General features: G+C 53.8%; 16 protein-coding genes and 1 pseudogene. 3 read left to right on the top strand and 14 right to left on the bottom strand.

Annotated elements, in window-relative coordinates:
* The 8 genes and pseudogenes from ACLJRE_RS17640 to napF all read right to left on the bottom strand — a co-directional run.
* Positions 1-77, bottom strand: a pseudogene (locus ACLJRE_RS17640) (heme ABC transporter ATP-binding protein CcmA); the annotation flags it as partial.
* 20 nt (positions 78-97) lie between these two features.
* Complete coding sequence (napC, locus tag ACLJRE_RS17635) at positions 98-700, bottom strand: cytochrome c-type protein NapC (protein ID WP_000431778.1); 603 nt, start codon at positions 698-700, stop codon at positions 98-100.
* A gap of 9 nt (positions 701-709) precedes the next feature.
* Complete coding sequence (gene napB / locus ACLJRE_RS17630) at positions 710-1159, bottom strand: nitrate reductase cytochrome c-type subunit (protein WP_000835182.1); 450 nt, start codon at positions 1157-1159, stop codon at positions 710-712.
* Between the two features lie 115 nt (positions 1160-1274).
* Complete coding sequence (gene napH / locus ACLJRE_RS17625) at positions 1275-2144, bottom strand: quinol dehydrogenase ferredoxin subunit NapH (protein ID WP_001634758.1); 870 nt, start codon at positions 2142-2144, stop codon at positions 1275-1277.
* A complete protein-coding gene (gene napG, locus ACLJRE_RS17620) occupies positions 2131-2826 on the bottom strand; it encodes a ferredoxin-type protein NapG (RefSeq protein ID WP_000091679.1) in 696 nt (231 codons plus the stop codon). The genes napH and napG overlap by 14 nt, the downstream gene beginning before the upstream one ends.
* A gap of 6 nt (positions 2827-2832) precedes the next feature.
* Positions 2833-5319 (bottom strand): nitrate reductase catalytic subunit NapA, encoded by a 2487-nt coding sequence (napA, locus tag ACLJRE_RS17615; protein ID WP_000778097.1) that lies wholly within the window; start codon positions 5317-5319, stop codon positions 2833-2835.
* Entirely contained in the window at positions 5316-5579 is a 264-nt protein-coding gene (napD, locus tag ACLJRE_RS17610) for a chaperone NapD (protein WP_001260056.1), read from the bottom strand. The genes napA and napD overlap by 4 nt, the downstream gene beginning before the upstream one ends.
* Positions 5569-6060: a ferredoxin-type protein NapF gene (gene napF, locus ACLJRE_RS17605; RefSeq protein ID WP_000228062.1), complete on the bottom strand. Its 492-nt coding sequence runs from the start codon at positions 6058-6060 to the stop codon at positions 5569-5571. The genes napD and napF overlap by 11 nt, the downstream gene beginning before the upstream one ends.
* A 413-nt stretch (positions 6061-6473) precedes the next feature.
* Here napF and eco point away from each other — a divergent pair, with 413 nt between their 5' ends.
* Positions 6474-6968, top strand: a complete 495-nt coding sequence (gene eco, locus ACLJRE_RS17600; RefSeq protein ID WP_001550295.1) for a serine protease inhibitor ecotin — start codon at positions 6474-6476, stop codon at positions 6966-6968.
* Positions 6969-7176: 208 nt separating this feature from the next.
* Here the strand turns inward: eco and ACLJRE_RS17595 are convergent, their stop codons facing one another.
* The 5 genes from ACLJRE_RS17595 to ACLJRE_RS17575 form a co-directional block, all read right to left on the bottom strand.
* Positions 7177-8820 carry a multidrug ABC transporter permease/ATP-binding protein gene (locus ACLJRE_RS17595; protein WP_023212364.1) on the bottom strand — a complete coding sequence of 548 codons (1644 nt, stop codon included), beginning with the start codon at positions 8818-8820 and terminating at the stop codon, positions 7177-7179.
* 75 nt (positions 8821-8895) lie between these two features.
* Positions 8896-9546, bottom strand: coding sequence for a DNA oxidative demethylase AlkB (gene alkB, locus ACLJRE_RS17590; RefSeq protein ID WP_023212363.1), 651 nt, complete (start codon positions 9544-9546; stop codon positions 8896-8898).
* Between the two features lie 2 nt (positions 9547-9548).
* A complete protein-coding gene (gene ada / locus ACLJRE_RS17585; RefSeq protein WP_031610638.1) occupies positions 9549-10610 on the bottom strand; it encodes a bifunctional DNA-binding transcriptional regulator/O6-methylguanine-DNA methyltransferase Ada in 1062 nt (353 codons plus the stop codon).
* Between the two features lie 80 nt (positions 10611-10690).
* Positions 10691-11743, bottom strand: coding sequence for an FAD:protein FMN transferase ApbE (gene apbE, locus ACLJRE_RS17580; RefSeq protein WP_000784297.1), 1053 nt, complete (start codon positions 11741-11743; stop codon positions 10691-10693).
* A 114-nt stretch (positions 11744-11857) separates the two neighbouring features.
* Positions 11858-12994, bottom strand: a complete 1137-nt coding sequence (locus ACLJRE_RS17575; protein WP_000865526.1) for a porin OmpC — start codon at positions 12992-12994, stop codon at positions 11858-11860.
* Between the two features lie 727 nt (positions 12995-13721).
* On the opposite strand from ACLJRE_RS17575, the gene rcsD reads away from it, so the two are divergent.
* Together rcsD and rcsB are read left to right on the top strand one after the other, a co-directional pair.
* Positions 13722-16391 carry a phosphotransferase RcsD gene (gene rcsD / locus ACLJRE_RS17570; protein ID WP_000083201.1) on the top strand — a complete coding sequence of 890 codons (2670 nt, stop codon included), beginning with the start codon at positions 13722-13724 and terminating at the stop codon, positions 16389-16391.
* A gap of 16 nt (positions 16392-16407) precedes the next feature.
* Positions 16408-17058, top strand: a complete 651-nt coding sequence (gene rcsB / locus ACLJRE_RS17565) for a response regulator transcription factor RcsB (RefSeq protein ID WP_001061919.1) — start codon at positions 16408-16410, stop codon at positions 17056-17058.
* A gap of 103 nt (positions 17059-17161) precedes the next feature.
* Here the strand turns inward: rcsB and rcsC are convergent, their stop codons facing one another.
* A complete protein-coding gene (gene rcsC / locus ACLJRE_RS17560) occupies positions 17162-20008 on the bottom strand; it encodes a two-component system sensor histidine kinase RcsC (RefSeq protein WP_058109082.1) in 2847 nt (948 codons plus the stop codon).
* Between the last annotated feature and the right edge of the window lie 27 nt (positions 20009-20035).

Genomic DNA, 20035 nt, shown 5'->3' with positions numbered 1-20035 from the left:
GCGTCCACGGTGAACGACAGCCCGCGAAACAGCGTCCTCTCGTCCCGCTCGCAGTACAGATCTCTGGCTTCAAGCATTCCCACTCATCAACGTCCTGTCAGAAACCTGGTTTAACATCACGCATATCCGGCAGTTTATGCGCGATCCCTTTGTGGCAATCGATACAGGTCTGTCCGTCTTTGACCGCCTGATCGTGCATTTTCGCCGCGACGCCTTTTTGCGCGGTCAGATCCATAAAATCGAAATTGTGGCAGTTACGGCATTCCTGCGAGTTGTTGTCTTTCATGCGCCGCCACTCATTTTGTGCCATTGTCAGGCGATGAGCTTCAAATTTCTGCGGTGTATCTATCAGCCCAAATACCTTCGCGTACAGCTCTTTACTGGCTTTGATCTTACGGATCATCTTCGGCCCCCACTCATGCGGCACATGGCAGTCAGGACAGGTGGCACGAACGCCGCTACGGTTGTTGTAGTGGACGGTTTCCATATACTCCTCATACACCGTGTTGCGCATTTCATGGCAGCTAATACAAAACTCTTCGGTGTTAGCCTTTTCCATTCCGGTATTGAAGCCGCCCCAGAAGATGATGCCGCCGATAAAACCGATTAACAGCAGCGTCCCCAACGCCAGGCGGCTGGGGCTGCGCCACCATCGCCAGACGCGCTTTATCCAGCCGGGTTTACGGTTAGAATTTTCCATAATGACCTCTTATTTCCCGTAACCTTGCGAGGGGGTAAAGGTATTGTCGATAATCGGCGCGGTATCAGACTGCGGTACGTGGCACTGCAGGCAGAAATAACGACGCGGCGCGACATTGCCCGACACTTTACCGTCGCTGTCCATAAAGTGCGTCGGGCTGATACGCGGCGCGCCCGTCGTACGATAACTTTCCACGCCGTGGCATTGCAGACAGCGGTTGGTATTGGTCGTCACCTGGTAGCCCTCGACGCTGTGCGGGATCATCGGCGGCTGGTTGACGTAATTTAGCGGCATACGTTCCTGCTCTTTCGGCATACGAATCGCCCCTTCCTGCGTCCCGGATACTTCCGGCGACTGGCTCAGATCCACTCCGTTTGCCGCCCAAACCGCACCACTTACCACCAGGGCAAGCGTGGCCATCCATTGACACAGCGCTTTCATCAGGTCATGGCTTTTCATTGTTTCGCTCCCGAACTCCATCGCATTTACACTTCATCCTTCGAGCTGCCTCTTTGTTGGCTGCGCTCGAAAATCCCAGTCACATCGTTATCTATGCTCCTGGGGATTTCCTCGCTTACCGCCGCGATGCATCCCGAATGATGTTGTGTATCGTTATTGTAAAAACATCCTCAGAACAGACATCCACACAGCGACCGCAGGTCATGCAGTCGCGGTGAGTGACCTGCGCCGGGCTTTGCTCATCCAGCACCGGCGCACGTAGCACATGCGGTTCCGGGCAAACATGAAAACAATCCATACAGCGATTACATTTCTCACGTTTTTTGGCCGTCACGGTCACTACGCCTTTACTGCCCAGCACGCCATACAGCGCGCCCATCGGGCAAATATGACCGCACCAACCGTGCTCAACGACTAATAAATCAAATAAAAACAAAGCAATAATCAGAAACGCGCCGCTACTAAATCCCATAACCAGACTACGGCCTAACAGCGACACGGGATTAATCCATTCCCACAGCAGCGTGCCGGTCAACGCCGAACCGATTAACACCACCACCAGAAGGACGTACCGTATATGGCGTGGAATCGTCGCAGACTGGTTCAGGTCAAATTTCCTGCGCATCCAGTTAGCCAAATCGGTAACGGGGTTTAGCGGGCAAACCCAACTGCAAAATAATCGCTTTCCCGCCAGCGCATACAGCACAGTGATAATCACTGCTCCCGTCAGCGCCACGGTAGCGGGAAGATGCCCACTGGCGAGACTTTCCAGGGTAATCAGCGGATCGGTCAACGGGAGGGTATCGAACAGCAAACTACTGCTGTAGTTGCCATGCAAAACCCAAAAGCCCAGCCATGGGCCGCTGAGAAACATCCCCAGCACCATAAACTGGCTGATACGGCGTAACACCAGCCAACGGTGGCTACGCCACCAGCCTTTTTTCGCCCGCGCTTCTCGCCCGGCGTCGCGTTTACGATTTGCCATCTTTCCCCTCCAGCCAGCCGAAGCGGTAATGGTGTCCTAACTCCCCTTTCGCCAATGACAACGGCAACACTTTTATCGCTGGTTGCTCCAGTACGCAGACTTTTTCGCATTTGCCGCAGCCGGTACAGGCGTCGCTGTGTACGGTGGGCAGAAAGCGCGCATGTTTGCCGGTGCGCATGTTGCGATCCAGCTCCAGCGTGATGGCCTCATCGATTTTCGGGCATTCGCGGTAGCAAACGTCGCAGCGCAGCCCCTGAAAGTTGAGGCAGTTTTCCTGATCCAGCAGCACCGCCAGCCCCATGCGCGAGTCATCAATGGAGGCGATATCTTTATTCAGCGCCCCGCTGGGGCAGACTTTGGCGCACGGAATGTCTTCACACATTTCGCAGGGGATGTCGCGAGCGACGAAATAGGGCGTGCCTGCCGATAGCCCGGAGGCCAGCGTCGCCAGTTTTAGCGTGTCGTATGGACACGCCTGAACGCACTGCCCGCAGCGCACACAGGCGCTGGCGAAGACATTTTCATTCAGCGCGCCAGGCGGACGCAGCCGCACGCCCGTTGCGCGCGCGGTTTGCTGTTGCAAGCCCAGCGCCACGCCAACCGCCGCCAGCCCGCCCGCAGTGCGCACAACATCACGCAGGAAGCGGCGGCGGCCATTTTGGGGTTTCGCTGTACGGGACATAACGCGTTACACCTTCGCCAGTTTAACGGCGCACTTCTTGAAGTCCGTCTCTTTAGAGAGCGGGTCCGTCGCATCCAGCGTCAGGTTGTTCACTAGCTGAGCGGCATCGAAGAACGGCATATACACCAGTCCCTGCGGCGGACGGTTACGTCCACGCGTTTCGACAATCGAAATCACTTCGCCGCGGCGGGACGACACTTTAACCTTATCCCCACGACGCAGATCGCGCGCTTTCGCATCCAGCGGGTGAATAAAGACCACCGCTTCCGGGAAGGCGCGATGCAATTCAGGCACGCGGCGCGTCATACTGCCGGTATGCCAGTGTTCCAGCACGCGACCGGTGGAAAGCCACAGATCGTACTCGTTGTCCGGCGACTCCGCCGCGGGTTCAAATGGCAGCGCGAAGATCACCGCTTTGCCATCCGGTTTACCGTAGAATTTGTACCCTTCCCCCGCTTTTACATACGGGTCGTTGCCTTCGCTGTAACGCCATTGCGTCTCTTTGCCTTCGACGACCGGCCAGCGCAGACCGCGCGCGTTGTGGTAATCGTCGAACGGCGCCAGATCGTGCCCGTGGCCACGTCCAAACCAGGCGTATTCTTCAAACAACCCTTTTTGCAGATAGAAGCCCAGTTCACGAGACTCATCGTTTAACTGATCCTCTTTCAGCTCGCTCAGCGGGAATTTGCTGACCGCCGGCGTGGCGAACAGAACGTCATACAGCGTTTTACCGCGCAGCTCCGGCTTCTGGGCCAGCAACGCCTCCGGCCAGACCTCCTCGGTTTTAAAACGACGGGAGAACTGCACCAGTTGCCAGAGGTCGGATTTAGCTTCGCCCGGCGCTTTAATTTGCTGACGCCAGAACTGCGTGCGGCGTTCGGCGTTGCCGTAAGCGCCTTCTTTCTCAACCCACATGGCGGTCGGCAGGATCAGATCCGCAGACAGCGCGCTCACCGTCGGGTAAGGATCGGAGACAATGATAAAGTTACGCGGATCGCGCCAGCCCGGCATCCGATCTTCATTGATGTTCGGCCCGGCCTGCATATTGTTATTACACATTACCCAGTAGACGTTCAGCTTGCCGTCTTTCAACGCGCGATCCTGCGCCACCGCATGTAAACCCACTTTTGCCGGGATAGTGCCAGCAGGGATCTGCCAGTGTTTTTCGCAGATATCACGGTGTTTTTCGTTCGTCACGACCATGTCTGCGGGCAGACGGTGTGAGAAGGTTCCCACTTCACGCGCCGTACCGCAGGCGGAAGGCTGGCCGGTCAGCGAGAAAGGACCGCAGCCAGGCTGGGAGATTTTTCCGGTCAGCAGATGGAGGTTGTAAACCAGGTTATTCGCCCACACGCCACGGGTATGCTGGTTAAAACCCATCGTCCAGTAAGAGATCACGCGCTTATTCGGATCGGCGTAGAGCTGCGCCAACTGTTCCAGCTGATCTTTCGGCACGCCGGTCATTTCAGCAGTCTTGTCCAGCGTATATTCCGCCACGAAGGCTTTATACTCGTCGAAGCTCATCGGTTCGGAAGCGTCGGAGCCCGGATTCTTCGCCGCTTTTTCCAGCGGGTGCGTCGGGCGTAAGCCGTAGCCGATATCCGTCGCCCCTTTACGCAGATTCACATGCTTTGTGAAGAAATCCTGATTTACCGCGTTGTTCTGAATAATGTAATTCGCGATATAGTTAAGGATCACCAGATCGCTTTGCGGGGTAAAGACAATACCGTTGTCCGCCAGCTCAAAGCTACGGTGCTGGAAGGTGGAGAGGACAGCGACTTTCACATTCGGGTCGGACAAACGGCGGTTAGTGATGCGCGACCATAAAATCGGGTGCATCTCCGCCATGTTGGAACCCCACAGCACAAACGCATCGGCCTGCTCAATATCGTCGTAGCAGCCCATCGGTTCATCCATGCCAAAGGTGCGCATAAAGCCCACCACCGCCGAGGCCATGCAGTGACGCGCATTCGGGTCGATGTTGTTAGAGCGGAAACCAGCCTTGAACAGTTTCGCGGCGGCATAGCCTTCCCAGATAGTCCATTGACCCGATCCAAACATGCCGATCGCTTCTGGTCCTTTCTCTTTCAGAGAGGTTTTAAACTTCTCTTCCATCACATCGAAGGCCTGTTCCCAGCTCACCGGCGTAAACTCGCCGTCTTTGTGATAGCTGCCGTCTTTCATGCGCAGCATCGGCTGCGTCAGACGATCTTTACCGTACATGATTTTGGGCAGGAAGTAGCCTTTAATGCAGTTCAGACCACGGTTGACCGGCGCGTCGGGGTCGCCCTGGCAGGCGACCACACGGCCCTGCTGCGTGCCCACTAACACACCGCAACCCGTTCCGCAAAAACGGCACGGCGCTTTATCCCATTTGATGGCTTCCTGCTGCCCGACAACGGCGCGGGCGACGCCCGGCACGCTCAGACCGGCAGCCGCCGCAGCGGCCGCAACGGCGTTAGCTTTCATAAAGCTACGACGACTGAGTTTCATGGTGTTTCCTCACCTTGCTCATCCTGCTGGTGATAAACCAGCGACACCGCCAGTACGCCCTCGACATTGCGTACTGACTCAATTGTTTGCATCAGCGTTTCACTCTGATCTGCTTCCGCCACCACGATCAGTTGCCCGCTTTCAACGTCGCTTAACGCGACTTCGCAACCCGGCAACGTGTTCAACTGTGGGCCAATGGCGGCGATGTTCTGACTTTTGGCCTGCACGACCAGGCTACAGACCTGCCAGTTAGTGCGCATGGTGGTTCTCCGCTTTGATGGCTGACACGGGACAGATAGCCACACACGCCCCGCATCCGTTACAGGCCTGCGAGTCAAGCTGCGGCTGGTAAATGCCGGATAGCGTGGGACGAAAGGTAATGGCCATAGGTTCACAACTGTCCTGGCAACGATGGCATTCAACCGATTGCCTGGCGAGGCAGTTTTCCGTGAGTGTAAAAATCAGATCCCAGGCCCTGGTGTGGCGCGGAAGAAAAAGCGATTCAGTACAGGCCTGCGCGCAGGCATAACAAAAGCTGCACTCGCCCCGTTTGAAATCTACGCTCGGATATCCCCCCGTCCCTCGCTGCAGGATGTCGGCCTCACACGCCTGGATGCAGGCGTCGCAACGCAGACAATGTGCGAGAAAATAGGGTGTTTCTCTGGCCCACGGCGGAAGAATCCCATTGCTGGCGTTGCGCCAACTGCCGGTCAACATGCTTCGACGGGATAAATCAACCATGATATCGCCCTTCCATAACGACACGCTTCCATAGGGAGTGAATGCCAATAAAAACCGTACAATTTATGAGTAGTTATTTTTGTAAATAAGATATTTCAGGATGTGTAAGAGATGCATACCCCGATAGAGGTAAATGCTGTTGCCGGATCAAAAGAGTGCCGGGTAAAGACCCGTAAACGTGCTTTTTCTCACATTTCAATGAGTTATATAGCTACCTATATAACGAAAACCACTAATAGCTGATAATTCCATTTACATTATCAATATCGGAATATTCCACTATATAAAAAGACGCTATTTTATTAATAATCTTGAAAATATGAGTAAATACAGATTAATAGATAATATGAATGTGTTAATCTGTTGTCCGTGCATACCGAAAACAGCAGAAAGGAAATACTGTGAACAATCAAATGAAGATGTTTGTCCCTGCCGTCGTCTTCGCCGCCCTCGCCAGCGCCTCTGCCTGGGCTAACAATAGCGATACCGCCCAGCCGCTGGAGAAAATCGCCCCCTATCCGCAGGCGGAAAAAGGAATGAAGCGGCAAGTGATAACCCTTACCCCTCAGCAGGATGAATCTACCCTCAAAGTGGAACTGTTGATTGGCCAAACGCTGAATGTGGATTGTAACCAGCATCGCCTCGGCGGCACGCTGGAAACAAAAACGCTGGAAGGCTGGGGCTATGACTATTATGTCTTTGATAACGTCACCTCTCCGGTATCAACCATGATGGCCTGCCCTGAAGGTAAGAAAGAGCAAAAATTCGTCACCGCCTGGCTGGGTGAAGACGGGATGCTGCGCTACAACAGCAAGCTGCCGATCGTGGTGTATACCCCGGCGAATGTAGACGTGAAATACCGCATCTGGAAAGCGGACGCTAACGTACAGAACGCCGTCGCGCGATAATGTTACGCTGCCCGGTCACACTTACCGGGCATCTGAACACGCCGGCTCACGCAGCGCTCCGGGGTTCTTTTTAAAACACGTCTGGAAATCCGCTCGCCCGCCGCAAAAAATACCCCGATGCCTGGTGGCGACGCGTGGCATCTTATCAGGCCTACCCGCGTGCGGACGTAGGGCTGCCATCAGGTGGTTCATCCGGCGCCATAGTCCATTACGCAGTACGCGCAACCGCATCACGCGAGGCGGCGTCACGTTCGTCGCCGGTGAGTTCGGTTAGCTGTCCGTTGCGCATTTCAAGCAGACGATCGGCATGAATAAAATAGTGATCATCATGGCTGATGGCGAAAATGGTTTTGCCCATTTCCTGCATTAACGGCAACAGTACCTGATAAAATTCCCGGCGGAAATGCGGGTCCTGATCGGCGGCCCACTCATCCAGCAAAATAATATCGCGCTCTTCCGCCAGCGCCAGCAGCAGCGCAATGCGCTTTTTTTGCCCTTTCGACAGTTTAAGATTCAAAATGCGCCCGTCGTTTAGCTCCAGCTTGTGCGTCATTTTCAGGTGCTCAAGCCACTTTTCGACCAGCGCGGAATTGGCGGGTTTCCCCTGCGGCCCCAGCAGGCGGTCGAATAACCACACATCGGTAAACACCGCAGAAAACAGTTTGCGATAATCTTCCGGCTGCCCGGCGGCAATAGGTTGACCATCAAGTAAAATCGTTCCCGATTGCGGCTGGTATAAACCGGTCAATAACATGGCCAGCGTCGATTTCCCGCTACCGTTGCCGCCAATTAAAAACAGCAGTTCGCCGCGGTGAATCGTCAGGTTGATGGGCCCCACGGAAAACGCGTTATCCTGATAGTGGAAAACCACGTTGCGCAGCTCCAGCGTCTTCCAGTCGGGAAAGGCTTTCGGCTGCGGAAAATCAGGCTTATACGGGGCGAGCGCGAATTTATTCAGTTTATTAAACGCCACCTGGGCGGTCAGTAGCGTTGGCAACGCCCCCACCGCAGACAGTAGCGGCGTGCGCAGGAACAGCAACGTCAGTGAATAGGTCGCCGCGACGTTGGTATCCGCCCAGCCGAGACTATTCGCCATCCAGAAGACCAAGCCTATCGCCCCCAGCATCATGATATTCGACCAGTTGACGGCGCTCAGGTGAAAAGTATCGGCACGGATAATGTGATAACGGTACTCTTTGGCGTCCGGGATATAGCATTGCTGAAAAATCTGCTCCGCACGCTCGCGGTTTAGCGTCAGCTCTTTGCGTCCTTCCAGCACCGTCTGATAGTCGTTGTACAGCTTATCTTCGGTCTCGCGCAGGGTCGCCATATGCTGGTAAACCCGCGCCACCAGCACAAATCCGCCCCAGATAGTGACCGCCATCCAGATAGCCGTAACCAGCAGCATTTTTGTCGATAGCATCGCCAGATACGCCGCCGAGCCGACGGTGAGGATAATGCCCTGCACCAGCTCAGGCAGACGCACAAAGGCGATAGTAATATTGCGAATATCGCTGGTCAGACCGGCCAGTAAAGAGGCGCTGCCCAGTTGCTCAATGCGTTCAACGTGCGTATCCAGAATGCGCTTGATAAATTCGCTGCGCAGGCGGTAAACGAAATGGTGTCCCAGAGTGGTAAGCGCCAGTTGGGAACCTAATGTGACGACCATTAGCAACAGGAGCAGACCGAGAAATTCCGGCAGCACCATGACGGTGGTGTCCACCGTTTCAATCAGGCGCTGATTGATAAACGCGATCAGGCCAATCCCCAGCGCCGCGCTGGCGAGGCTCAGCGCCATCACGCTAATAAATGGCCAGCGGTACTGCCGCCAGACAAGAATAAGAAGTTCCATGCATACAACCCGGACCGATAATAACAGCCCGCAGTTTAACTAACTCCACCTGCACAGCAATAATAATTCTTATTTTTATTCTTTTTCAGCCGCCTGACGGAAGGTGAGATTGTAACGAAATTCACCGGTCATGGGATGAAAGCCCACTTTAAGCGGCTGGATACCATGATAAAACAGCCGGGACTCGCCGCCCCAGACCACGATATCGCCATGCTCCAGTAAGATCCGCTGGAGCGGATCGCTGCGACGCAGGCCGCCAAACTGAAAAACCGCCGGCACCCCCAACGAAACTGAGACGATAGGCGCGCGCAGATCCGGCTCGTCTTTATCCTGATGCAGCGACAGTTTTGCGCCGGGCGCGTAGCGATTGATCAGGCAGGCGTCCGGTTGGAAGCTCGCATACCCTGCCGCGATTGCCGCCTGACGACATACGCTGGCAAACGATAACGGCAGCGCAGGCCAGGGTTTATCGGTCAACGGATCGCGCACGGCATAACAATAACCGTGACGATCGGTGGTCCACCCTAACGCGCCGCAGTTGGTCATCGCCACCGACATGGTGTAGCCGCCCGGCGTCACCATCTGACGAAACGGAGACTGACTGGCGACAAACCCGATATCGTCTAATAGCGACTGCGCCGCGCGAAACGCAAAGCGGCGCAACACCACTGCGCCAGGCGCCAGGGGCTCTTGCCAGGGCGCTTCATCAGCAAATAGATCCAGCATTGCTACTCCTCTTTTTGCGCTTCTCGCTTTAATAGCTGCGCTTTTCGACGCACGCCCCAACGATAACCGGAGAGCGCGCCATCACGACGCACGACCCGATGACACGGGATCACCATCGCCAGTTTATTCGCGCCGCACGCGCTGGCGACCGCGCGTACTGCCGTGGGTTTGCCGATAGTCGCGGCAAGCTGTTGATAGCTTACGGTTTCGCCGCAGGGAATTGCGCATAACGCCTGCCAGACCTGCTGTTGAAACGCGGTTCCCTGGATATCCAGCGGCAACGAGAGCAGCACATCGCGTGTGTTGATAGCCGCGACAACCTGCCGCACCCGTTGCTGAAAAGGCGCGTCAGCAGGTGCGTGGCGGGCCGTCGGGAAAAGGGTGTGTAATTCAGCCAGTAGCGCGTCGTCGCTATCACCGGGGAGAATCGCGCAAATCCCCCGCTCGCTCTCCGCCACCAGGCACCGTCCGTAAACCCAGTCCGTCAGCGCATAGCGAACGGAGACATTATCGCCGCCTTTGCGAAACTGTTTTGCCGTCATGCCCAGCGTCTGGTCGGCATGACGGTAGTAGCTACTGCTATCCGGGAAGCCGGCGCGGTAAATAGCCGCCGTGATCGGCTCTCCTTTCGCCAACGCCTCACGCAGCCGCCGGGCGCGCCATGCCTGCTGCCACCCTTTCGGCGTCATTCCGGTGCTCGCTTTAAACAGGCGGTGCAGATGAAACGGGCTCATCGCCACCGCCTGCGCCAGAGACGCCAGCGTTACCGGCGTCTCCTGCTCAAGTAAACGGCAGGCGCAGGCAATCTTATCCAACCGCCGTTGCTGCGCGCGCGCATTATCCGGCTGACAGCGCTTGCAGGGGCGAAAACCGGCGTCCAGCGCCTGCTGCGCGTTGGCAAAAAAGCGAACATTTTTACGTAACGCCCGCTTCGAGCGACAAGAAGGGCGGCAAAAAACGCCGGTGGTTCGCACCGCAAAAACGAAACGCCCATCCGCGCTGGCATCGCGCGCCTGCACCCGCAGCCAGCATTCATCATCGGTAAGTAACGCTTTTTTCATCATAGACTCCTTCATTAAGCATAGTGCTTGCTTACATGCAGTGTGTCCGTAAATCCGCCCACAAAAACCCGTAATCTTGCGTTTTAATTCTTATCGCTCACCAGGAACGTTTTGAACTGCGGCGACATCCAGGTTTTAAAGCCCTCACCTTCTTTCATGATCATAAAGACCGCCAGCCCTTCCCGCCGCACGACCTCTTGCGCCTTTTGCGTACCGAGCACCATCAGGCCGGTGTCCCAGCCGTCCGCTTCCAGCGCCGTTGGCGCAATGACCGTAACCGATACCAGGTTGTGTTCAATGGGGCGCCCCGTTTGCGGATCGATAACGTGCGAGACACGCTTGCCATCCAGCTCATAATAGTTACGGTAGCTGCCGGAGGTGCTGATGCCATACCCGTTGATATCCACAATCGCCTGCACCGCGTTTTCCCGGTCGGTCGGCTTCTGAATCGCGACGCGCCACGGCAGCCCTTGCGCATTCATCCCGCGACTGCTTAATGCGCCGCCCACCGAGACCAGATAACGCGCAATGCCCTCCTGCTCCATCAGACGCGCCAGATGATCCGCCGCATAGCCCTCCCCGACCGTGGAGAGATCGACATAAAGATCCGGAAGATCTTTTTGCAAAAACTGATGTCCAGCCCTGTCGATAACCTGCAAATGTTGCAGGCCTGTTTTCGCTTTTGCCGCATCGATTTGTGCTGGTGTTGGGATATGCAGCGGCTGCCGATCCGGTCCAAACCCCCACAGATTGACCAGCGGGCCCACGGTGATATCCATCGCGCCATCCGTCTTCGCGCCAATACGCAGCGCCGAGGTCACGATATCCGCCATGGCTTCGCTGACCGGCCAGGGCGCAAGACTGCGTGAATGGTTAAAACGCATCAGCGCGGAGTCATTTTTATAGGTAGAAAGCAACCAATCATCAGCATCAAGCTGAGTCTGGATTTTAGTCTGTAGCTCTGCGGCGCGTTTCGCATCGATGCCAACCACGCTCACCCGCCAGATAGTCCCCATCGTCTTACCTTCCAGCACCTGAGCGGCAGGTGACGCTGTTGTCGTTTCGGGAGCCTCATCGCAGCCCATAAGTAAAAAAGCCGCCGCCAGACACACGGCCCGGCAAAAAGTCATTTTCATCGCTGTTTATCCTCATTCGAATGGACGCAAGCGTATATCAAAACGTCGTATTTGTACGCCGGAATAAGGCATGAAAAAAGGGCCCGCAGGCCCTTTAGCAACATCTTTTGCTGATTAGAACTGGTAAACCAGACCCAGCGCTACGATGTCGTCGGTGTTGATGCCCGCATCGCGGGTAAAGTCGTTTTTATCCAGCAGGTTGATTTTGTAATCAACATAGGTGGACATGTTTTTGTTGAAGTAGTAAGTCGCGCCGACATCAACGTATTTTACGATGTCCTGGTCGCCATAGCTGGCGCCGTAGCCGTTGCTGATGTCCTTACCTTTAGACTGCAAGTAAGCCACAGACGGACGCAGACCAAAGTCGAACTGGTACTGAGCAACCACTTCAAAGTTCTGCGCTTTGTTGGCAAAACCGTAAGAGGTGGACGGGTTGCTACCGTTAGAGGTACCAAAACGGGTTGCGTTATAGGTCTGAGAATACTGCGCTGCCAGATAGATGTTGTTCGCATCGTATTTCAGGCCGCCGGTGTAGACCGTGGCGCGATCGCCGTTACCATACAGGCGAGCGTTAGCGGTGTTGTTCTGATCGGCAGTACGTTTAGACGTGGTGATAGCGCCACCGACAGAGAAGCCTTCGCCGATTGCATAAGTCAGCGATCCGCCGTAACCGTCGCCGTTCTGGTTCAGCAGGCTGCGACCGTTGGTGTTTTCACCGCTCACGCTGCCGTTTTTGCCCTGATACTGTAACGCGAAGTCCAGACCATCCACCAGGCCGAAGAAGTCGGTGTTACGGTAAGTGGCATAGCCGTTACCACGTTGCTGCATAAAGTTGTCAGCGCCGTAGGTGTCGCCGCCGAACTCCGGCAGAACGTCGGTCCAGGAGGTCACGTCATAGGTTACGCCGTAGTTACGACCATAATCGAAGGAACCTGCATCAGCGAATTTCAGACCCGCAAACGCCACACGCGTCCAGGAGTCGTTGCTGCCTTCAGTCTGGTTGCCCTGAATCTGATATTCCCACTGGCCATAACCGGTCAGCTGATCGTTAACCTGCGTTTCGCCTTTGAAACCGATACGCATGTAGGTCTGGTCGCCGTCGCTGCCTTTGTCGTCAGAGAAGTAGTGCAGGCCATCAACTTTACCAAACAGGTCTAATTTGTTGCCGTCTTTATTATAAATTTCAGCCGCATTCGCTGCGCCTGCCACCAGCAGAGCTGGTACCAGGAGGGACAGTACTTTAACTTTCATGTTATTAACCCTCTGTTATATGCCTTTATTGCTTTTTTATGCCACTGCTTACTGGTTAACCCTCATTAACCAGTCGGCAAGTCCATTCTCCGCAAAAATACAGAATAATCCAACACGAATATGATACTAAAACTTTTAAGATGTTACAGTTATCTACATAGATGTTTCAAAATATGAATTTTACGGAACTTTTTTAAAGCAAAAATCAAGTAAAAATAAGCACAAATAGACAAAATATATTCACGAGACTTTTAAAATCAATGGGTTAAATTGATGAAATTCATAGCACTGAATGATAAAACAGAATTTTCATTCGCAACTAAAATAGTGACCGCTATCATCATTAACTTTATTTATTACCGTCATTCACTTCTGAATGTCTGTTTACCCCTATTTCAACCGAATGCTTCGCATTCGGTTTTTTTTACCCTTTTTCAGACACACCCGGCAGATTTATGCTACCTGCCTAAAATTATCACGGTTATTCACTACCCTCGCTGGTCTACCGTTCGTAAGACATTAGCAAATAATTTCTTGATATTTAGTGCTAAACATTTATAAGTAGTCTTTATATTTGTACCGTTCTACGAAGGTTGTACGCTTTTCCCGTCCCGCCGACGGAGCGCGTGTTAAGTTGCCCGGCATGACGTAAGAGTCTGGAAATTCATTCATTACCCTTTATACTGCCCTTCACCTTCAGCGTTGCTTTTACAGGTCGTAAACATAAATGAGTCAGTCTGACACAACGGTCTCTACCCGATTCTCCCTTCTACCGGGAAGCATTACCCGTTTCTTCTTATTGCTGATCATTGTGCTGCTGGTAACGATGGGCGTTATGGTGCAGAGCGCCGTCAACGCCTGGTTGAAAGACAAAAGCTATCAAATTGTCGATATCACCCACGCTATTCATAAACGCGTGGATACCTGGCGGTATGTTACCTGGCAAATTTATGACAACATCGCCGCGACCACTACGCCATCGACAGGTGAAGGACTTCAGGAAACGCGTCTGAAGCAGGATGTGTATTATCTTGAAAAGCCGCGACGTAAAACTGAAGCGCTGATTTTCGGTTCCCATGACAGCGCCACGCTGGAAATGACGCAGCGTATGTCAACCTATCTGGATACGCTGTGGGGCGCGGAAAACGTGCCGTGGTCAATGTATTACCTCAACGGACAGGATAACAGCCTGATTCTTATCTCTACCCTACCGTTGAAAGATCTCTCTTCCGGCTTTAAAGAGTCCACTATTGGCAATATCGTCGATTCCCGCCGGGCAGAGATGTTGCAGCAGGCGAATGCGCTGGATGAGCGCGAAAGTTTCTCCTCATTGCGAAAACTGGCCTGGCAAAACGGTCACTATTTTACGCTGCGCACGACCTTCAATCAGCCAGGACATCTGGCAACCGTGGTGGCGTTTGATCTGCCCATTAATGATTTAATCCCGCCGGGAATGCCGCTGGACAGTTTTCGGATAGAGCCTGACGCAACCCAGGCGACGGGGCGAAGCAGTGAAAAGGAAGCGCCTGATAGCGTCACGATTAGCTTTAACGGTTCAAAAATTGAGATCTCCTCAGCGCTTAACTCTACCGGAATGCGCCTGATCTGGCAGGTACCGTTCGGTACGCTTTTGCTTGATACGTTGCAAAATATTCTGCTGCCTTTACTGCTGAACATCGGGCTGCTGGCGTTGGCGTTATTTGGCTACGCCACGTTCCGTCATCAGCCGGGACGGTCGACGGAATCGACATCCGGCAACGCGGCGAATAACGAGCTTCGCGTCTTACGCGCCATTAATGAAGAGATCGTTTCTCTGCTGCCGCTGGGTCTGCTGGTCTACGATCAGGAAGGAAACCGCACCGTGATCAGCAATAAAATCGCCGATCATCTATTGCCGCATCTTAACCTGCAAAATATTACCAGCATGGCGGAACAGCATCAGGGCGTGATTCAGGCGACAATTAATAACGAACTGTATGAGATCCGTCTGTTTCGCAGCCAGATCGCCCCCCGCACGCAGATCTTTATTATCCGCGATCAGGACCGGGAAGTGCTGGTGAATAAGAAGCTTAAACAGGCGCAGCGTTTGTATGAGAAGAATCAGCAGGGCCGCGCCGCCTTTATGCAAAATATCAGCAACACGCTTAAAGAGCCCGTACGCCAACTGGCGGTTAACGCCGCGGCAGTCACCACGCCGGAAAGCCTGAAACTGGCGGATCAGGCGGATGTATTGGTACGTATGATCGATGAAATCCAACTGGCGAATATGCTGGAAAATGACGCATGGAAAAGCGAAGCAACGCTGTTCTCCCTTCAGGATCTTATTGACGAAGTCGTGCCGGAAGTGCTGCCCGCCATTAAGCGTAAAGGGCTGCAGCTGCTGATTAATAACCATCTTAGCGGCAACGATGAACGCTGGGGCGATCGCGACGCCCTGCGCCGGATTTTGCTGCTGTTGATTCAGTATGCCGTCACAACGACCGCTATGGGTAAAATTACGCTTGAAGTCGAGCAGGATGAATCTATCGCGGAGCGTCTGACTTTCCGTATTCTGGATACGGGCGAAGGTGTAACGTTAAACGAGATTGATAATCTGCATTTCCCGTATATGAATGAAACGCAGGGCGATCGTTACGGCAAAGCGAATCCGCTCACCTTCTGGCTGTGCAATCAACTGGCGCGCAAACTGGGCGGTCATCTCAACATTAAAGCGCGGGAAACGCTGGGCACGCGCTATACCGTTCATGTCAAAATGCTTCCTCACGATCAGCATACCCAGGTCGAAGAGCGCCTGCTGGACGACGTGAGCGTGATGGTCGATGTGACGTCCAACGAGGTTCGCGCGATTGTGCTGCGTCAGTTAGAAAACTGGGGCGCCACCTGCATCACGCCGGATGAAAGGCAGATAAGTCAAGAATATGATCTCTTTTTAACGGATAATCCGTCTAATCTTACTGCCTCGGGCTTGCTTTTAAGCGATGATGAGTCAGGCGTGCGGAAAATTGGCCCGGGTCAGTTGCGCGTCAACTTTAATATGAGCAATGCTATGCAGGAAGCTGTACTACAACTTATCGAAGAGCAGCTGGCGCAGGAAGAGATTCCCGCCTCCCCGCTCGGCGGAGATGAAAATGCCGAGCTTCATGCCAGCGGCTACTATGCGCTATTTGTAGACACAGTACCGGATGATGTTAAGAGGTTGTATACTGAGGCGGCAACCAGCGATTTCGCTGCGCTGGCCCAAACGGCCCACCGCCTGAAAGGGGTGTTTGCCATGCTTAATCTGGTACCCGGCAAGCAGTTATGTGAAACGCTGGAACATCTGATTCGTGAGAAAGATGCTCCAGGTATAGAAAAATATATCAGCGACATTGACGCCTACGTCAAAAGCTTGCTGTAGCAAGGTAGCCCAATACATGAACAATATGAACGTAATTATTGCCGATGACCACCCGATTGTACTGTTCGGTATTCGCAAATCACTTGAACAAATCGAGTGGGTGAATGTTGTCGGCGAATTTGAAGATTCCACAGCATTGATCAACAACCTGCCGAAATTAGATGCGCATGTGTTGATCACTGACCTCTCCATGCCGGGAGATAAATACGGCGATGGGATCACCTTGATCAAGTACATCAAGCGTCATTTTCCGAGCCTGTCTATTATCGTTCTGACCATGAACAACAATCCGGCGATCCTGAGCGCCGTGTTGGATCTTGATATTGAAGGGATCGTACTCAAGCAGGGTGCGCCAACCGATCTGCCTAAGGCGCTGGCCGCGCTGCAAAAAGGCAAAAAATTCACCCCAGAAAGCGTTTCTCGTCTGCTGGAGAAAATCAGCGCAGGCGGTTACGGCGACAAGCGCCTGTCGCCAAAAGAGAGCGAAGTATTACGCCTGTTCGCCGAGGGCTTCCTGGTCACCGAAATCGCCAAGAAGCTCAACCGCAGCATTAAGACCATCAGCAGCCAGAAGAAATCGGCGATGATGAAACTGGGCGTAGAGAATGATATCGCGCTGCTCAACTATCTCTCTTCCGTCACCCTGAGTCCGACAGACAAAGAATAAATCGCTTTTACGTTACCCAGCCTGATGGCGCTACGCTTATCAGGCCTACCAGTCGACTCATCTTTTGCAGGCCGGATCAGGCGACGCCGCCATCCGGCATTTTTTATGCCCGCGTTTTACGTACCCGCTCGGCATACACCGCCAGCGTCTGTTTCAACACGTCCAGCGTCACAGGCTTCGACAAACAGCTGTCCATACCGGACTCCAGGCAACGTTGTTTCTCTTCCGCCAGCGCGTTCGCCGTCACGCCGACGACCGGCAGCGTCAGCCCAAGCTGACGGATACGCTGCGTCAGGCGGTAGCCGTCCATGTTCGGCATGTTCACATCGCTCAGAACAATATCGATAGCATTTTTACTCAGCACATTCAGAGCGTCCACGCCATCATTGGCTGTCTTACACTGATACCCCAGCGATCCCAATTGATCGGCCAGCAAGCGGCGATTGATAGGATGATCGTCAACGACCAGAATCATCATATCGTCATTTGAATCTGCGGTTTTATCCGTCGTCGGCAATGCGCTGGAAAGCGCTTCACTATCCAGCTCAATACTATAAATACGCGCCAACAGTGCGGGCAACTCATGCACCGACGCCACACTATGCACCCACTCGCCCGGCGCTCTTTCCAATGGAATCCCGATATGACGGCGGCAAAAGACGACCGCCGCCCTCCCCTGCCAGGTATGCTCCAGCGCGTCATCGACAACCAAAATATCGTCCGCGGCGGGTTCTTGCCCTTCATAACGCTGTGTATGAACGCCGCTACGCGCCAGACTGGTCTCAATAAACTGGCACAAAGAAGTATTGCGCACCGCCAGCCAACAGCAGGTTCCGGCGAGTCCTTCCACGCTCTTTTTCACAGGGTATTGCGCGCCATAAAGCGGGATGCGCAGCGTAAACTGGCTTCCCATGCCCGGCTCCGAATCGACGGAAATATCGCCGTCCATCATGCTGATCAATTTTTCGCAAATCGCCAGCCCCAGACCGGTCCCCTGAAAGTTACGCTGTACGCCGGTTCCCACCTGGAAGAAGGGATCGAACAGGCGAACCACCTCTTTTGCCGGAATACCAACCCCGGTATCCCGCACGCGAATGCTGAGATAATCCCCATCACAGCGCACATGCAGCACGATGCAGCCAATATCGGTAAACTTAATGGCGTTGCTCAACAGGTTTGAAATGACCTGCTGTAAACGCATCGGGTCGCCGTTCAGCGATACCGGCACGTCAGGCTCAATAAAACAATACAGGCCGAGCTGCTTACGCACCACCAGCGGCAGATAATTGGCGGTGATATGGTTCATCACCTCTCGCGGTGAAAATTCGCGCGGCTCAATCTTTAGCTGTTCCGACTCAATTTTCGAGAAGTCGAGAATGTCGCTGATAATTTTCAGCAACAGACTGGAGGAGTTATTCATCGCCGTGACCAGACGATCCACGCCTTTTGGCAACTCTTTGGTTTGCAGCAGATCGAGATTGCCGATGATACCGTACAGCGGTGTGCGCAACTCATGGCTGACCGTTGCAAGGAACATGGATTTAGACTGGCTTGCCTGTTCCGCCGCCTGCGCCATCTCCTGCAGCGACTCTTCCATTTTGACGCGCGTACTCACATCTACCAACACGCAAATCGCGACGTTTTCATTACGATAGCGGGAATGGACGAAGCTAATTTGCAAATTGGTATTATTGCTGGTCAATACATCAACAAAGTTGACCTGCTGGCCGCAAATGATTTGCGTCAGGCGCTGTCTGTCTTCATGCGTGAGCATGTTCAGGTAGGTGTGCGCCAGTTCGTTACTCAGAATATTGACGCCATCAATAGTGCGCAGAATACAGATCCCCACCGGCGCGGAGGCGACGATTTTACGGTTGAACTGTTCATGCTCTTCCAGACGCTGGGCATCGCTCTCCGCCGGAATAAAAATTCGCCGCTCATACATCCGCGCAAGCGTAAACAGCCCTGCGCCCACCAGCACGTTCAGCAGGATAGCGTTCAGGATAAGAATACGAATACGCTCCAGGACTAAATCTACAGGCACAGAATAGACAATACTGAGCGAGGATGGCGGCAGGCTTTTTTTGAGTACCAGTTCGCGAAAACCTGGCGTATAACCAAACCAGGAGCGCTCCTGCATCCAGCGCGGCTCCGCTTTAATAATGCCGTCAGGACCGGCCAACGAAATCAGCGAATGGCCGTTCTCATCAATAATGGTGACGCCCATCGGCAAACTGCCCGGCGTGAAAAAATTTTCCATGCGGATGGACTGCTCGACGCCCAGCAGCGCCTGCAGACGGTTGGCCAGATACACCGGCGTCAGCGCATAAAAGTAGCCCACGCCCTGACGCGCGCCCTGGCTTATCCAGAAAAGGTTATTCCCACTTTCTTCTTGCGGCGCGTTGCGGTATTTCATAATCCGCTCATGTAACGCTTTTAACGCATCATCGCGCTCCACGGGCATTTCACGCAGGCCGAAATTCGCCATACAGAGGTTATCGCTGCCAATCAGGAAAACGCGGTTAAGATCATACGCCGCTGAAAAGTTGTCGCGCCAGTAACGCATAAACCAAGCCAGCGACTCCAGCGATCCACGCCAGGCGGAGCCCATCGCCGCACAGTCTGAGTCGGCGAATAGCGGTTCAAAATCCGGCACCACCATTTTGTCATCACGCGCACGCGACGACATGACGCCGTTTTCCGCCGTTAAACGGTTCTCGGCGATATATTTGAGCTCTTTCATCACATCCGACGTGCGCTGGATAAAACGCTGCGCCTGATCGGAGCTAAGGTTGAACTCCTGACGAATTTCAGACTCCCGCTGGTGCAGGGCATTGACGATGTAAAACACCGAAACAAAGGCGATTAAGAGCCAAATGAGTAACGCTAACGCTCTGAATAAGTAGCGCGAGACTTTCAGCGTAGTTCGAAAGGAAGCAAGGTATTTCAAAGGGGCGAAGCTCCGCCTCAGGATGTA

This window comes from Salmonella sp. SAL04157 (genome assembly GCF_046551635.1).
Taxonomy (GTDB): Bacteria; Pseudomonadota; Gammaproteobacteria; order Enterobacterales; family Enterobacteriaceae; genus Salmonella; species Salmonella enterica.
This window is presented reverse-complemented; position numbering and strand designations above follow the sequence as displayed.

Coding starts and splice junctions, on each gene's coding strand:
- napF (WP_000228062.1), bottom strand. CDS start 6,060: ATGGTTGATTTATCCCGTCGAAGCATGTTGACCGGCAGTTGGCGCAAC.
- napC (WP_000431778.1), bottom strand. CDS start 700: ATGGAAAATTCTAACCGTAAACCCGGCTGGATAAAGCGCGTCTGGCGA.
- ada (WP_031610638.1), bottom strand. CDS start 10,610: ATGATGAAAAAAGCGTTACTTACCGATGATGAATGCTGGCTGCGGGTG.
- alkB (WP_023212363.1), bottom strand. CDS start 9,546: ATGCTGGATCTATTTGCTGATGAAGCGCCCTGGCAAGAGCCCCTGGCG.
- rcsD (WP_000083201.1), top strand. CDS start 13,722: ATGAGTCAGTCTGACACAACGGTCTCTACCCGATTCTCCCTTCTACCG.
- apbE (WP_000784297.1), bottom strand. CDS start 11,743: ATGAAAATGACTTTTTGCCGGGCCGTGTGTCTGGCGGCGGCTTTTTTA.
- napB (WP_000835182.1), bottom strand. CDS start 1,159: ATGAAAAGCCATGACCTGATGAAAGCGCTGTGTCAATGGATGGCCACG.
- napG (WP_000091679.1), bottom strand. CDS start 2,826: ATGTCCCGTACAGCGAAACCCCAAAATGGCCGCCGCCGCTTCCTGCGT.
- napA (WP_000778097.1), bottom strand. CDS start 5,319: ATGAAACTCAGTCGTCGTAGCTTTATGAAAGCTAACGCCGTTGCGGCC.
- napH (WP_001634758.1), bottom strand. CDS start 2,144: ATGGCAAATCGTAAACGCGACGCCGGGCGAGAAGCGCGGGCGAAAAAA.
- ACLJRE_RS17595 (WP_023212364.1), bottom strand. CDS start 8,820: ATGGAACTTCTTATTCTTGTCTGGCGGCAGTACCGCTGGCCATTTATT.
- ACLJRE_RS17575 (WP_000865526.1), bottom strand. CDS start 12,994: ATGAAAGTTAAAGTACTGTCCCTCCTGGTACCAGCTCTGCTGGTGGCA.
- eco (WP_001550295.1), top strand. CDS start 6,474: ATGAAGATGTTTGTCCCTGCCGTCGTCTTCGCCGCCCTCGCCAGCGCC.
- napD (WP_001260056.1), bottom strand. CDS start 5,579: ATGCGCACTAACTGGCAGGTCTGTAGCCTGGTCGTGCAGGCCAAAAGT.
- rcsB (WP_001061919.1), top strand. CDS start 16,408: ATGAACAATATGAACGTAATTATTGCCGATGACCACCCGATTGTACTG.